Genomic DNA, 13,239 nt, shown 5'->3' on the forward strand with positions numbered 1-13,239 from the left:
TCCAATGTCCGACAATGTGATTGCAGCCTCTCCGGCGCTGACGGCGTCGCAAGCGTCGTGGCGCTGCGTACAAGCAGGTGACCGCGAAGGCTGGCTGGCGCTGATGGCCGACGACGTCCTCATCGAAGACCCGATCGGCGAGGCCGTCACCAATCCGGACGGAAAAGGTGTCCGGGGTAAAGCTGCCGTCAGCGAGTTCTTCGACAACACGATCGGCCGCAGCAAGGCCACCATCACGTGCGAGGAGACCTTCCCGTCCAGCTCGCCCCACGAGATCGCCCATGTCCTATTGCTGCACAACAAGTTCGACGGGTTCAGCACCACCGTGCGCGGGGTCTTCACCTACCGCGTCAACGACGCCGGTCTGCTGACGAACCTGCGCGGCTACTGGAACATGGACATGATGCAGGTCTCGAAGGACTGAACTCAACCCCGCGAGCGTGCGGGTCTGCACACTTCCGCACCGGCGTGTCTCGTACACCCGCGCACGCTCGCGCCCACCCGTGACGCGCTAACCACCCGATGCCGGGAACAGCCTGCGGGCGGATCGCTCCAGCCGGTCGGCGATCGCGGAATACGTCACGTAACCCATCCCGGCGTGGACAAGCGCGCCCGTGTAGAGCAATTCGAGTGCCTCGACCAAGCCAGGCTCTGCGTCGGGGCCCACGGCGTCGACCAAGCGCCCGCGGATCTCCCGCGCAATGCGGTCACGCAGATGCTCGACGTCGGGATCTCGGCCCAGCAGAGCGTTGGTCACCGCGCCGGCGAACTCCGGCTCGTCGGCCACCAGCAGTGCAATGTCCCGCAGCACCGCGACCACCCGCTCCACCGGCAGCTGGCCGTCATCCGGCTCAGGCGCCGACGACGCCAGCCGGCGCCAGAACACCTCCGCGACAAGGTGCTCCTTCGACGAGAAGTACGTGTAGGCGGTCGCCGCCCCCACTCCCGCCTCCGCGGCCACCAGGCGAATGGTCAAGCCGCTGAAGCCTTCTCGCGCGAGAACGGCCAGCGCGGCGTTGCTCAAGCGCTGGATCGTGTCGGCCTGCCTGGCCGTGAGCCGGCGTCGGGTCGACTCCCTGGACACCGAGTCGGACACGTGTCCAGACACTACTGGATCACATCCATGCGAGCAATCGCCCTGCCACCCGACCGACAGAATCCAGGCGTTAAGTTGAGAACATGACCGACACCCAGCAGCTTTTCGCCCTCGCGGAGCAAGTCACCGGATTCATGCCGGCTGACGAGGGCCGTGCGCTCTACGAGGCGGCGCTGCAGTACCTGCGCGACGGTGTCGGCGTGGAAATCGGTACTTACTGCGGCAAATCCACGCTCTTGCTCGGTGCCGCCGCACAACAGCGAAACAGCGTGTTGTACACCGTCGACCACCACCACGGCTCCGAGGAACACCAGCCGGGTTGGGAATATCACGACGCGTCGATGGTCGATCCGGTCACCGGTCGGTTCGACACGCTGCCGACGCTTCGACGCACGCTTGACGCGGCAGACCTCGACGACCATGTGGTCGCCGTCGTCGGCAAGTCGACCACCGTCGCCAAGGGCTGGGCCACCCCGCTGCAGATGGTGTTCATCGACGGCGGCCACAGCGAAGCGGCCGCCAGGGCGGACTTCGACGGCTGGGCGAAGTGGGTCACCCGCGGCGGCGCGCTGATCATCCACGACGTCTTTCCCAATCCCACCGAGGGTGGTCAGGCGCCATATCACATCTATTGTCGCGCAATCGATTCCGGTCAGTTCCAGCAAGTGTCGGCGACCGGCTCGCTGCGGGTCCTGGAGCGGACGGGCGGCCAGGCCGGCGACGACGTCACGTAGTCACGCAGACGCAGTCGAAGTCGGCTTGCAGGCCCAGCGGCAGCTCGGTGCCGCGGAACAAGCCGCTGGCGGGAGTGGCGCCCGACAACGCGTCGGCGGCAAGGATCATCGCGGCGCCCGTCCACGTGGTCCGCTCTTCCGGCCACCGCTTGCCGTCGGCGAACACCAGCCCGGTCCAATACGATCCGTCTTCCTCACGCAGATGCTGCATCGCCGTGAACTGCTCGATAGCCGCGCCGCGATAGCCGATGGCGTCCAGAGCCATCACCAGCTCGCAGGTTTCGGCGCCGGTCACCCACGGCCGGTCGGCGACGCACCGCACTCCCAAACCGGTGACGACGAAATCTCTCCACCGCCGCTCGATTCGGGCGGTGGCTGCCGGGCCGCGCAGTGCGCCGCCGAGGATCGGGTAGTACCAATCCATCGAGTGACGGTCCTTCTCCTGGAACGCATCCGGGTGCGCGACGATCGCGTGGCCCAACCGGCCGACGGCCACTTCCCATTCCGGCTGCGGCTCACCGAGGAACTCGGCGAGCGCCAACGCGCACCTCATGCTGTGGAAAACGCTCGCACAGCCGGTCAGCAACGCTTCTGGTACTGGGCCGATTTCGCTTCGAGCCCAACAAATCTCGCCATACCCGATCTGCAGATCCAGCACGAAGTCCATCGCGGCGCTGACCACGGGCCACATCGCGGTGGCGAAACCCCGGTCACCGGTGACCAGCACGTGGTGCCACACCCCCGCCGCGATGTACGCGCAGAAGTTGCTGTCGCTGTTCGCGTCCTCGACAGCCCCGCCCCGTAGCTGGATGGGCCACGAGCCATCCGCGCGCTGCATCTGGCGGCACCACTCGAACGCCGCCCGCGCCGGCCCGAAAAGACCCGCGGCGGTCAGCGCCATCGCACATTCCACGTGATCCCACGGGTCGGTGTGCCCGCCGGGGAACCACGGAATCGCACCTGACGACTCCTGCGCGGCAGCGATCGACAGTGCCGTCTGCCTGCACTGCTCTTCGGTGAGAACGCCCGGCACAGAAGGCAATTCGTGACTGCGCCTCATGCGGTGCCCCGGTTGTCTGCCCGACCGGCGAGAACCCGCGCTTGCAGCGGCTTGACGAAATACATGGCCACACTCTTTCCCACCAGCGGATTGAGCACCGCTTCTGCCGCCCGGGTGAGCACGGGTCGGCGGGTCAGATCCCACACCAGCATCTTGTGATAAGCGGCCACCGCGGGATGCTGCGGACGCGACACCCCTACTGCACATTTGAGCCACCAGAACGGTGAGTGCAAACCGTGCGCGTGATGCGTACGCGTGCGGGTCAGACCGGCCGCCGCGAACTTGTCGCGCAGGGCGCTGGCCCGGTAGATGCGCACGTGGCCGCCCTCGTTGCTGTGATACTCGTCGGAAAGCCACCAGCACACCTGCTCGGGAAACCAGCGTGGGACTGTAACAGCAAGCGTCCCACCGACTTTCAAGACACGGATCAGCTCGGCGATCACTGCGTCGTCGTCGGGAATGTGCTCGAGTATCTCCGAGGCGATCACGCAGTCGAACGTCTCGTCGGCATACGGCAGGGCCGCGGCGTCACCCACCACCGCCTCGGCCTTGGCGCTCGGCGGCGCCTCACCGCCCTGCGCCATCGCGGTCAGAATCTCCTGGACGCCGCGAACTTCCTCAGCGTTCTGGTCGAACGCCACGACGTCTGCGCCGCGCCGGTACGCCTCGAAGGCGTGCCGTCCCGCACCGCAGCCCACGTCGATCACTTTGGTCGACGGCCCGATGCCAAGCCGGTCGAAATCCACTGTCAGCATTCATCATTCCTTCTACCGGACACTCTGGCGATCGCCTGTTCGTACACACGCACAGTCTGCGCGGCCACCGATTCCCAGCTGAACACTTCGAGCGCACGGCGGCGGCCGGCTTCACCGAGCTTGCGCCGCTTGTGTGGGGAGTCCAGCAGTGCCCCTAGCGCACGGGTCAATTCGCCGACGTCGGCAGGCGGCACCAATTCGGCGCAGGTGCCGTCGGTGCCCAGCACTTCGGGCAGTGCGCCCACCCGGCTGGCCACGACCGGCGTGCCGCTGGCCATGGCTTCCACCGCGGGCAGCGAAAACCCTTCGTAGAGCGAGGGTATGCACGCCACCTCCGCGGAGGCGAACAACGCGGCAAGTTCCTCGTCCGGCAGTCCACTGGTGACGTGGACGATGTCGGAGATCCCGAGTTCTGCAATGAGCTTGTGTGTGGGGCCGTTCGGCTCGACTTTGGCGACCAGTTGGAGCTCTAGGTCACGTTCGACGCGCAGTCTCGCCACCGCCTGCAGCAGCGTCGCCACACCTTTGAGCGGGGTGTCAGCGCTGGCGATCGCGATGATCCGGCCCGGCCGGCGCGGTGTCGCCGAGGGTTTGAACATCGTGGTGTTGACGCCCAGGGGGACGACGTGTAGCTGATCTGGTGACACCCCGAAGTCGGTGGCGATGTCGGTGGCCGACGACGACGACACCGTCAGCAGCTCTGGAATCTGACGGGCAACGTGCTGCTGCATTTTCAAAAAGCCATACCATCTGTGCACCAACGGTTTTCGCCACCACGATGCCGCGGCCAGATCCAGGATCCGGTCGCGGGTGATCGGATGATGGACGGTGGCCACCACCGGCAGCCCCGTGGCGGCGATTTTGAGCAACCCGGTGCCGAGGCTCTGGTTGTCGTGCACGACGTCGAAGTCGCCGGCCCGCTTGGCGAGCAGCCGCGCGGCGCGCAGACTGAACGTGCGGGGCTCGGGGAAACCGGCCGACCACATCGTCACCAACTCCAGAAGGTCGATCCGATCGCGAATCTCGTTGGGCCAGGGCACTCGGAACGGGTCCGGTTCGCGGTAGAGGTCGAGGCTGGGCACTTCGGTGAAGCGCACCCGCGGGTCGAGCAGTTCGGGATAGGGCTGACCGGAGAACACCTCCACCTCATGGCCGAGCTCCACCAACCCATGGCTGAGATGCCGGACGTAGACTCCCTGCCCACCGCAGTGCGTCTTACTGCGATACGACAACAAGGCAATCCGCATACTCACTCTTTCCGTTCGCTCGCCCGACTACGGTGCGCTGTCGGCAGCGCTCTCGCATCTTCGAGACTCGAATCTGCCATATGACGTGCGGCGATCCGGGCGCGGGTGGCGCAGTGGCATCTCAGCAGGTCGCAAGCCGACACCATCAGAGCAGACGGTCGCCGGCCGCCGCGTCCGCACCGCCCAGCGCGGGCCCTGTGCGCGAGGCCGGCGCGCTCATGCGAAACTCGGACGGTAGCTGGACATGTGTCCGGACTATAGTTCGACACCCACATGGGCGCAACGCGCGACGGGAGCGGCAGACATGGACGAACGCCTGCTAGCGGGCCGCGCCGCAGTGGTGGTGGGCGGTAGCCGTGGGATAGGCAAGGCCGTCTGCGCACTCCTCGGCCGGTGCGGCGCGAGCGTCGTCGTCAATGGCCGCGACCCCGACGCGGCCGAAAGTACCGCCGCATCGATCGTTCAAAGCGGCAGCCGCGCCGTCGCCCACGCCGGCTCGCCTTCGGACGAAGCGACGGCAAACGAGTTGGTCGCCGCCTGCGAGCGCGAGTTCGGCCGGATCGACGTCCTCGTCAACTGCGCCGGCATCCCGGAACCGCCCGGGTCGTCGATCCTGAACGTCACCACCGCGGAGTTCGCCGAGCTTCTCGACGCACATCTGTGGACGGTCTTCCACACGTGTCGCGCGGCCGCGCCGAAGATGGCCGCCCAACGCAGCGGCGCGATCGTGAACACAAGCTCGTTCGCGTTCCTCGGCGACTATGGCGGCACCGGCTATCCGGCCGGCAAAGGCGCCGTCAACGGGCTGACCCTCGCGATTGCCGCCGAGCTGAAAGAACACGGCGTGCGCGCCAACGTCGTCTGCCCGGGCGCCAAGACGCGGCTGTCCAGCGGCCGCGACTACGAAGACCAGATCGTCCGGCTGCAGCGGCGCGGTCTGCTCGACGACACGGCGGCCGAAATCGCCTTGGACGCACCCCCGCCGGAGTACGCGGCGCCCATCTACGCCTATCTGGCCAGTGACATGGCCGCTGGCGTCACCGGCCAGATCTTCGTCGCCTCAGGCGGTTTCGTCGGCAAATTCGACCGGCCCACACCCACCGTCCTCGGCTACCGCGACCACGCCGACTCGCCGCCGTGGTCACTCGCCGAACTTCACACCATGGTCAACCCAGAGAGGTCGCACTGATGCTGCTCATCTCCGACGACAACCGTGTGCGCACGCTGACGCTGAACCGCCCCGAGGCGCTCAACGCATTCAACGAGGCGCTGTACATCCAAACGGCTCAGGCGCTTTCAGATGCCGCCGACGAACCAGACGTCGCCGTGGTCGTGATCACCGGCGCCGGGCGGGCGTTCAGCGCGGGCGCCGACCTCGTCGAGATGCAGCAGAACATCACCAATCCGCGCGGCGACGGCGGCCAGCACGGGTTTTTCACGATGCTCGACGAGCTCGCCGGGTTTCCCAAGCCGTTGATCTGCGCGGTCAACGGTGTCGGCGTCGGCATCGGCGCGACGATCCTCGGCTTCGCCGATCTGGCGTTCATGTCCAGCAATGCGCGACTGAAGTGCCCGTTCACCAGTCTGGGCGTCGCACCCGAGGCTGCGTCGTCATACCTGTTGCCGCGCCAGGTGGGTCGGCAGAATGCCGCCTGGATCCTGCTGTCGTCCGAGTGGATCAACGCTCAGCAAGCATACGAAATGGGACTGGTGTGGAAGGTCTGCGAGCCGGACGAGCTACTCGCAGAGACGTATCGGCACGCGGACGTGCTTGCGGCCAAACCGATTCCGAGTCTGATGGCGGTCAAGACCACCATGGCCGCACCGCTGCGCCCGCAGATCGACGCCGCCATCGAACGAGAGAAGGCCTGTTTCGTGGAGCTGGTGGGGGCCGCAGCCAATGCCGCCGCGCTGCAGGAGTTCGCGTCGCGCGGCCAGGACAAGAGCTAGTCGCGTCGGCGATAGGTTGTGCCGCGTGGGTCGCGCACCCACAGTTCGCCGTCGCCGGCGGTCGCACCCTGCGCGATCAGCGCTCGCTTGAGGACCTTGTGCGTGGCGGTGCTGGGCAGATCCGAGGCGATTCGCACGTACCGGGGCCACGCCTTCGGCGACAGATCGGACTGCGCAGAGAGGAACTCCTCGAACGCCGACGGTGTCAATGTGGCGCCGTCCTGCAGCACGATGGCGGCCATCACCTGGTCCCCGACGTTCTCGTCGGGGACCGCATACACTGCGACGCGGTTACACTGCCGTAGCCGCAACAGGATTCGCTCGATGGGTGCCGCTGCGAGGTTTTCACCGTCCACCCGCATCCAGTCCGCGGTCCGGCCGGCGAGGTAGATCCAGCCGTCAGCGTCCCGGTAGGCCAAGTCGCCCGACCAGTACATCCCGTGTCGCGTGCGTTCGGCATTGGCGGCGTCGTCGTTGTAGTAGCCCGTGAAGAACCCGGTGCCTTGGGTGTTCACCAGTTCACCGATGGCTTCGTCGGCGTTGACCAGTGCGCCGTCCTTGTCGAAGCGCGCGACCGGGCACTCCTGCAGCGTCTCGCTGTCGTAGATCGCGACACCTGGAAAGCCTTTTCCGATAGAGCCTTTCGGGGTGTCCGGCTCGCGGGTCACGATCACCGCGTTCTCGGTGGACCCGAAGCCGTCCCATACTTGGACGCCGAAGCGCCGCCCGAACTCCTCGATGTCGCGGTCGCTGGCCTCGTTGCCGAACGCGACGCGCAGCGGGTTGTCTGCGTCGTCGGAGTGTTCCGGGGTGGCGAGCACATAGGCCAGTGGTTTGCCGACGTAGTTCATGTAGGTGGCGCCGTAACGGCGGATGTCGTGCAGGAAGTTCGATGCCGAGAACTTCGCCGGTGCGATCGCCGCGCCGCTCACCAGCGCCACAGCCCAGCCTGCGACCACGGCGTTGGAGTGAAACAGCGGCATCGACACATAGCACGTATCGTTCCGGGTGATCGAAAAACGTTCCGCCAGAGCCTGTCCCGACATCAGCACCATGAAGTGCGACACCTGTACCGCCTTGGGGTCACCGCTGGTGCCGGAGGTGAAGATCATCATGTAGGTGTCCATCGCGCCGACTTCGCGATGCGGGCGCAGTTCGCCGGCGTCCTTCACCAGCCGTCGCCACTCTTCGGTCGACGTGTCCAGCAGACGGATCCCGGTCAGGTCGAGACCGTCGAGCAATGGCCGGTGCGCGGCATCGGTGACCAGTATCTGGCAGTCGGCGCGCCTCATGTCAGCAACCAGAGCCGCACCCCGGCGCGTGGTATTGATGCCGCACAACACATATCCGCCCAACCCGGCGGCCGCCATCTGGGTGAGCATGTCGGGACTGTTGCCCAGCAGCGTACCGACATGCATGGGGCGATCGGGGTCGGCGAGGGCGAGCAGCGCTGCCGCCGCCCGGGCCGCCTCACCCAGATGCTCGCGCCACGTCCACTGCCGGTCCTCGTGCTTCACCGCAACTGCGCCATCGTCCATGCGGGCCCGAAGCAGTTGCTGCACAGTGTCAGTCATGGCCTGCCCCGTAGATCGTGCGCAACCAGATCGCCACGGCGCCGTCCTTGAGCTGTTCATGTGAGAGCGGGCCGCCGACGGTCAGCCGCTCGAGCAGCCGGTCGTTGAACTCCAAAAGCATGCTGGCAAGCACTGTTGCATCCGGTCCGCCGGGGGCGCGACCGGCCCGGCGTTCCGTCTCGATCATCGACGCGACGGCCGGTACGAACGACTGCCGGTCGCTGTCCCACATCTCCCGGACCGCGGCGCTGCTGGCGCGGGCTTCGAGCATTGCTTGGAACAGGTACTGATGGCGTTGCCAGGTGTCGAACAGCGCGTCCGTCATCGCCCGGATCCGGCGCTCCGGCGTCGTATCCGCCTGGGTCAGCAGATCGGTGGCGACGAACGCGTCGTCGTACATCTGCTCCATGAGCGCGGCGACCGCGGCCGCCTTGTTTTCGAAGTAGAAGTAGAAGGCGGACCGGGTGACGCCCGCGCGGCGAGAGATGTCGGCGATGTTGATCGACTCGAAGCTCGACTCCTGCAGATGGTGATGCAGCGACTCCAGAATCGCGACGCGCCGCTGATCGCTGCGTGGCGGCTGGCGCCGGTCGGTGGGCGTGCGCACGCGTTCCCCTTTCCACGCCGGACTGACGTCACGCTAGCGGGCATTTTGACGCGCGTCAAAGGTTCTTGACGCATGTCGATCGAGCCGCTTGTATGTCGGGATGGGCTTCGACACGATCATCCGTAACGGCCGCTGGTTCGACGGCTCAGGCGGTCCGTCGGCAATCCGCAGCATCGGCATCCGCGATGGACGAGTCGCCGCGATCAGCCCGCACCCGCTCGACGAGACCGGCTCCCCGCAGGTGATCGACGCCTCGGGCAAGTGGGTGCTTCCGGGCATGGTCGACGTTCACACCCATTACGACATCGAGGTGCTCGAAGGGCCGTCGCTGTCGGAGTCGCTGCGTCACGGCGTGACGACGGTGCTGCTCGGGTCCTGTTCGCTGTCGACCGTCCACGTGGACGCGGTGGACGCCGGTGACCTGTTCGGGCGCGTCGAGGCGATCCCCCGGGAGCACGTCATCAGAGCTGTCGAGAAGAACAAGACCTGGGCCAACTCCCGCGAATACGTCGACGCGCTACAAGCGCGTCCACTCGGGCCGAATGTGGCCGCGTTCATCGGCCATTCCGACATGCGGGCGGCAACCATGGGCCTGGACCGGGCCACTCGCAAGGACGTGCGGCCCACCGACGCCGAGCAGGCATGCATGGAACGGATGCTCACCGACGCGCTGGACGCGGGCTTCGTCGGAATGTCAAGCCAGCAGCTGCTTTTCGACAGGCTCGACGGCGACACCTGCCGGTCACGCACGCTGCCGTCGACGTACGCCAGACCCCGCGAATTGCGCCGGCTGAAGTCGCTGCTGCGGCGGCGCGGCCGAATCCTGCAGTCCGGCCCGGATATCCAGAACCCGCTCGACGTCGGCTCGCAGATCGCCCAGTCGCTGGGCATCATCCGCAAGCCGTTGAAGACCAGCCTGTTGTCGGCGGCCGACATCAAGGCCAACCCGTTCGTCGTCCACGCGACGGGCCCGCTGGCGCGGGCGGTCAACGCGCTCGGTGCCGACTTCCGTTGGCAGCACCTTCCGGTGCCGTTCGAGGTGTACGCCGACGGCATCGACTTGGTGATCTTCGAGGAGTTCGGTTCGGGCGCAGCGGCTTTGCACCTCAAAGAGGAGGTTGCCCGCAATCAGCTGCTGCGCGACGAGAATTATCGCAGGCAGTTCCGCAAGGACTACGACAGCAAGTACGGGCCGCGGGTGTGGCACCGCGACTTCTTCGACGCGCAGATCGTCAATTGCCCGGATTATTCGTTGGTCGGCAAGTCGTTCGGCGACGTGGGCAAGGAGCGAGGGCTGCACCCAGTCGACGCGTTCCTCGACCTGGTCCTCGAGTACGGTACCGCCTTGCGTTGGCGCACGACGATTTCCAATCACCGGCCCGCCGTGCTGAGAAAGCTGGCGCGAGACCCGGCTATCCAGATGGGCTTCTCCGACGCCGGAGCGCACCTGCGCAACATGGCGTTCTACAACTTCGGGCTGCGGCTGCTGAGGCATGTGCGCGACGCCGAAACCGCTGGGACACCGTTCATGTCGGTCGAGCAGGCGGTGCATCGGCTCACCGGCGAACTCGCCGACTGGTACCAGCTCGACGCGGGGCATCTACGCATTGGCGATCGCGCCGACGTGGTGGTAGTCGATCCCGACCATCTCGACGCATCGCTCGACGCGTATGCAGAGGAGAAGGTGCAGCAGTATGCCGGGCTGTCACGGATGGTGAATCGCAACGACGCGACGGTGAGTGCGGTGCTGGTGGCCGGACGCGTTGTCGTCCGCGACGGGCAGCCCACCGAGATCGTCGGCAAGCAGCGCACCGGCCGCTTTCTGCGCGCGGGCGCCACGTCCAGCGCGCCGGCCTACAGCGGCGAGCCGACGGCGGCCGCAGTATGAACGTAGCGGACGCCATTCTCGCTCTCTGGCAAGCGCTTTCGCGCCGCGACTGGGATGCGGTGCAACGGCTCCTCGCCGACGACTGCATCTACGTCGATATGCCGGTCGGTCCGACCGCTGCCGCTCGGGGACCCGTCGACATTGTCAAGCGGCTGAAGATCGGTCTGGAGCCGCTGGCCCACTACGTCAACCACGACGGGCTGCTGCTCACCAACGGCACCGACGCGATGTACGAGCACTCGGAGACATGGACATGGCCGAGCGGTGAGACAGCAGTGCTGCCGTTCGTCACCGTGCACCGCGTGGTCGACGGGAAAATCGCGCTGTGGAAAGACTATTGGGACATGGGCACGCTGACCGCGCAGGCGCCGCCGGACTGGCTGGAGCAGCTGGCAGGCGCCGACACCTCGTGGCTGTTCGACGCGACCGGCTTGATCTGACGTCGGCCACCGGTGCATGCTCGTGCCCATGGCGACTGTGTTCACCAAAATCATCAACGGCGAACTGCCGGGACGTTTCGTGTACGAGGACGACGAGGTCGTCGCATTCCTGACGATCCAGCCGATGACGCAAGGCCACACGCTGGTGGTTCCGCGCGCGGAGATCGACCAATGGCAAGACGTCGACCCGCAGGCGTTCAACAAGGTGATGGGCGTGGCGCAGTTGATCGGAAAGGCGGTGTGCAAGGCGTTCGGCGCGGAGCGCGCCGGGCTGATCATCGCCGGGCTGGAGGTTCCTCACCTCCACGTCCATGTGTTCCCCGCCTACAACCTCACCGATTTCGGCTTCGCGAACGTCGACCGCAATCCATCGGAGGAATCACTGGACGAGGCGCAGGCGAAAATCAAAGAGGCGCTGGCTCAACTGACCTGAGCTGGCTCCTGCATATCCGGCGCGGCCACGTCGGCGATCCGGGGCAGATGCACCTGAAACCGGCAGCCCTGGCCGGGCGCGGTGACGACGCTGACGGTGCCGCCGTGCGCGTACACCAGCGAGTCGACGATCGACAAACCCAGACCTGTGCCGCCGCTGGCGCGGGCGCGCGACGAATCCGCGCGGTAGAAGCGCTCGAACACCCGCTGCGCGTCGTCCTCGCTCATGCCGGGACCCTCGTCGATGACCTCGAGCACCGCGTCGTCGCCGGCGGTCCCGACGCGCACTGTGATGGCTGCGGTGTCGGGCGTGTGCTGCAGTGCATTCGACACCAAGTTGCTCAGCACCTGGCGCAGACGGGCCTCGTCACCGATCACCTCCGGTGTGCCGGGGCCGTCGAACACTTCCATGGTGATGCGGCGGTTCGGTGCGATCGACTGAGCGTCGTGCACGGCGTCGGTGGCAAGCGCGAGAAGGTCGACGCGGTGCTGTTCGAGTGGACGTTGGGCGTCGAGGCGCGCCAGCAGAAGCAGGTCCTCGACAAGCAAACCCATTCTGCGCGACTCGCTTTCGATGCGCGACATCAGCATCTCGACGTCACGGGCAGCGCCTTGCCGGTACAGTTCGGCGAACCCGCGGATCGTCGTCAACGGGGTTCGCAGTTCGTGGCTGGCGTCAGTGATGAAGCGCCGCATCCGTTCCTCGGAGGTGCGCGCCTGGGCGGCCGACAGGTCGGAAGCGGCCACCGCGCGCTGGATCTGCGCGAGCATTCCGTTGAGCGCCAAGGAAAGTCGGCCGACCTCGGTATGCGGGTCGCGCTGCGGGATGCGGCGGTCGAGCTGTCCGGCGGCGATCGCGGCCGCCGTCTGTTCCACTTCGGCCAGCGGCCGTAGGCTGCGGTGCACCACGATGTAGCCCGCAATGCCGAGCACCAGCAGCACTGCGAGCCCGATGCCGACCTGCGACCAGGTCAGCGCGCGGACCGTCGACTGGACGTCGGACAGGTCCATGGCCACGGTGATCAGTTCACCGCGGCCGCCGTGCACGGTGACGGCCCGCCACTGAGTGTTGGAATCGTCGATCGAGCCGACGGTGACGGGCTGGTCGCCCACGTCGTTGTCGTCGGGCAGGGCCGGTTCAGCGTCGCGGTCGTTGATGGCCATCCAGGTCCGGCCATCGGGACCGATGCCGCGCACGTAGAAGTTCGACGGCGGCCGTGCCGGGTTGGGACCCTCGATGGGCGGCTGGGGTAACCGGCGGGGCGCCTGCGCCCAGCCGCGGGAGGCGTCCATCAAGGTTTGGTCGACGCGGTTGATCAGGCTGTGGCGCAGGATCGAGGTCACGGCGATGCCCGACGCCAGCAAACCAAAACCGACGAGTACCAGCATCGCGGCCACGAGGCTCACCCGAAGGGGCACACCTTGGGGGCGCTGGAAGGGCATGGCCCTTATTGTC

14 protein-coding genes are annotated in these 13,239 nt (G+C 66.7%); 7 read left to right on the forward strand and 7 right to left on the reverse strand.

All coding sequences use genetic code 11. From position 1 onward, the window contains the following. Positions 1-4: 4 nt before the first annotated feature. Positions 5-424: a nuclear transport factor 2 family protein gene (locus AC5Y4N_RS03025; RefSeq protein ID WP_499906970.1), complete on the forward strand. Its 420-nt coding sequence runs from the start codon at positions 5-7 to the stop codon at positions 422-424. A gap of 87 nt (positions 425-511) precedes the next feature. On the opposite strand, the gene AC5Y4N_RS03030 is transcribed toward AC5Y4N_RS03025, so the two are convergent. After that, a complete protein-coding gene (locus AC5Y4N_RS03030; protein ID WP_499907470.1) occupies positions 512-1,084 on the reverse strand; it encodes a TetR/AcrR family transcriptional regulator in 573 nt (190 codons plus the stop codon). A 95-nt stretch (positions 1,085-1,179) separates the two neighbouring features. Between AC5Y4N_RS03030 and AC5Y4N_RS03035 the strand changes: the two genes are divergently transcribed. Then, positions 1,180-1,830, forward strand: a complete 651-nt coding sequence (locus AC5Y4N_RS03035) for a class I SAM-dependent methyltransferase (protein WP_499906972.1) — start codon at positions 1,180-1,182, stop codon at positions 1,828-1,830. Here the strand turns inward: AC5Y4N_RS03035 and mmpH are convergent. From mmpH to manT, 3 genes are read right to left on the reverse strand one after another with little or no spacing between them, the layout of a single operon-like run. Next, positions 1,823-2,890, reverse strand: coding sequence for an MMP endo-(1,4)-3-O-methyl-alpha-D-mannosidase (gene mmpH / locus AC5Y4N_RS03040; RefSeq protein WP_499906974.1), 1,068 nt, complete (start codon positions 2,888-2,890; stop codon positions 1,823-1,825). The two genes, AC5Y4N_RS03035 and mmpH, sit on opposite strands and share 8 nt — an antisense overlap. Continuing rightward, a complete protein-coding gene (locus AC5Y4N_RS03045) occupies positions 2,887-3,645 on the reverse strand; it encodes a class I SAM-dependent methyltransferase (protein WP_499906976.1) in 759 nt (252 codons plus the stop codon). The genes mmpH and AC5Y4N_RS03045 overlap by 4 nt, the downstream gene beginning before the upstream one ends. Continuing rightward, positions 3,639-4,892 (reverse strand): MMP alpha-(1->4)-mannosyltransferase, encoded by a 1,254-nt coding sequence (gene manT / locus AC5Y4N_RS03050; protein ID WP_499906978.1) that lies wholly within the window; start codon positions 4,890-4,892, stop codon positions 3,639-3,641. The genes AC5Y4N_RS03045 and manT overlap by 7 nt, the downstream gene beginning before the upstream one ends. A gap of 304 nt (positions 4,893-5,196) precedes the next feature. Here manT and AC5Y4N_RS03055 point away from each other — a divergent pair, with 304 nt between their 5' ends. Together AC5Y4N_RS03055 and AC5Y4N_RS03060 are read left to right on the forward strand one after the other, a co-directional pair. Then, a complete protein-coding gene (locus tag AC5Y4N_RS03055) occupies positions 5,197-6,081 on the forward strand; it encodes an SDR family NAD(P)-dependent oxidoreductase (RefSeq protein WP_499906980.1) in 885 nt (294 codons plus the stop codon). Continuing rightward, a complete protein-coding gene (locus AC5Y4N_RS03060; RefSeq protein ID WP_499907472.1) occupies positions 6,078-6,842 on the forward strand; it encodes an enoyl-CoA hydratase/isomerase family protein in 765 nt (254 codons plus the stop codon). The genes AC5Y4N_RS03055 and AC5Y4N_RS03060 overlap by 4 nt, the downstream gene beginning before the upstream one ends. On the opposite strand, the gene fadD1 is transcribed toward AC5Y4N_RS03060, so the two are convergent. Both fadD1 and AC5Y4N_RS03070 read right to left on the reverse strand, forming a co-directional pair. Then, positions 6,839-8,416 carry a fatty-acid--CoA ligase FadD1 gene (gene fadD1, locus AC5Y4N_RS03065; RefSeq protein ID WP_499906982.1) on the reverse strand — a complete coding sequence of 526 codons (1,578 nt, stop codon included), beginning with the start codon at positions 8,414-8,416 and terminating at the stop codon, positions 6,839-6,841. The two genes, AC5Y4N_RS03060 and fadD1, sit on opposite strands and share 4 nt — an antisense overlap. Then, positions 8,409-9,023: a TetR/AcrR family transcriptional regulator gene (locus AC5Y4N_RS03070; RefSeq protein WP_499906984.1), complete on the reverse strand. Its 615-nt coding sequence runs from the start codon at positions 9,021-9,023 to the stop codon at positions 8,409-8,411. Before AC5Y4N_RS03070 ends, fadD1 begins: the two co-directional genes overlap by 8 nt. Positions 9,024-9,123: 100 nt before the next feature. Between AC5Y4N_RS03070 and AC5Y4N_RS03075 the strand changes: the two genes are divergently transcribed. Genes AC5Y4N_RS03075 through AC5Y4N_RS03085 form a run of 3 tightly spaced genes read left to right on the forward strand, consistent with a single transcriptional unit; the run spans position 9,124 to position 11,784 of the window. After that, positions 9,124-10,911, forward strand: coding sequence for an N-acyl-D-amino-acid deacylase family protein (locus AC5Y4N_RS03075; protein WP_499906986.1), 1,788 nt, complete (start codon positions 9,124-9,126; stop codon positions 10,909-10,911). Next, positions 10,908-11,351, forward strand: a complete 444-nt coding sequence (locus AC5Y4N_RS03080; RefSeq protein WP_499906988.1) for a nuclear transport factor 2 family protein — start codon at positions 10,908-10,910, stop codon at positions 11,349-11,351. The genes AC5Y4N_RS03075 and AC5Y4N_RS03080 overlap by 4 nt, the downstream gene beginning before the upstream one ends. Before the next feature lie 28 nt (positions 11,352-11,379). Further along, positions 11,380-11,784 (forward strand): HIT family protein, encoded by a 405-nt coding sequence (locus tag AC5Y4N_RS03085; RefSeq protein ID WP_499906990.1) that lies wholly within the window; start codon positions 11,380-11,382, stop codon positions 11,782-11,784. On the opposite strand, the gene AC5Y4N_RS03090 is transcribed toward AC5Y4N_RS03085, so the two are convergent. Beyond that, a complete protein-coding gene (locus AC5Y4N_RS03090; protein WP_499906992.1) occupies positions 11,772-13,226 on the reverse strand; it encodes a sensor histidine kinase in 1,455 nt (484 codons plus the stop codon). The two genes, AC5Y4N_RS03085 and AC5Y4N_RS03090, sit on opposite strands and share 13 nt — an antisense overlap. Positions 13,227-13,239 lie beyond the last annotated feature (13 nt).

This window comes from Mycobacterium sp. NGS19 (assembly GCF_059813155.1).

Coding starts and splice junctions, on each gene's coding strand:
- AC5Y4N_RS03025 (WP_499906970.1), top strand. CDS start 5: ATGTCCGACAATGTGATTGCAGCCTCTCCGGCGCTGACGGCGTCGCAA.
- AC5Y4N_RS03035 (WP_499906972.1), top strand. CDS start 1,180: ATGACCGACACCCAGCAGCTTTTCGCCCTCGCGGAGCAAGTCACCGGA.
- mmpH (WP_499906974.1), bottom strand. CDS start 2,890: ATGAGGCGCAGTCACGAATTGCCTTCTGTGCCGGGCGTTCTCACCGAA.
- AC5Y4N_RS03045 (WP_499906976.1), bottom strand. CDS start 3,645: ATGCTGACAGTGGATTTCGACCGGCTTGGCATCGGGCCGTCGACCAAA.
- manT (WP_499906978.1), bottom strand. CDS start 4,892: ATGCGGATTGCCTTGTTGTCGTATCGCAGTAAGACGCACTGCGGTGGG.
- AC5Y4N_RS03055 (WP_499906980.1), top strand. CDS start 5,197: ATGGACGAACGCCTGCTAGCGGGCCGCGCCGCAGTGGTGGTGGGCGGT.
- fadD1 (WP_499906982.1), bottom strand. CDS start 8,416: ATGACTGACACTGTGCAGCAACTGCTTCGGGCCCGCATGGACGATGGC.
- AC5Y4N_RS03075 (WP_499906986.1), top strand. CDS start 9,124: ATGGGCTTCGACACGATCATCCGTAACGGCCGCTGGTTCGACGGCTCA.
- AC5Y4N_RS03080 (WP_499906988.1), top strand. CDS start 10,908: ATGAACGTAGCGGACGCCATTCTCGCTCTCTGGCAAGCGCTTTCGCGC.
- AC5Y4N_RS03085 (WP_499906990.1), top strand. CDS start 11,380: ATGGCGACTGTGTTCACCAAAATCATCAACGGCGAACTGCCGGGACGT.
- AC5Y4N_RS03090 (WP_499906992.1), bottom strand. CDS start 13,226: ATGCCCTTCCAGCGCCCCCAAGGTGTGCCCCTTCGGGTGAGCCTCGTG.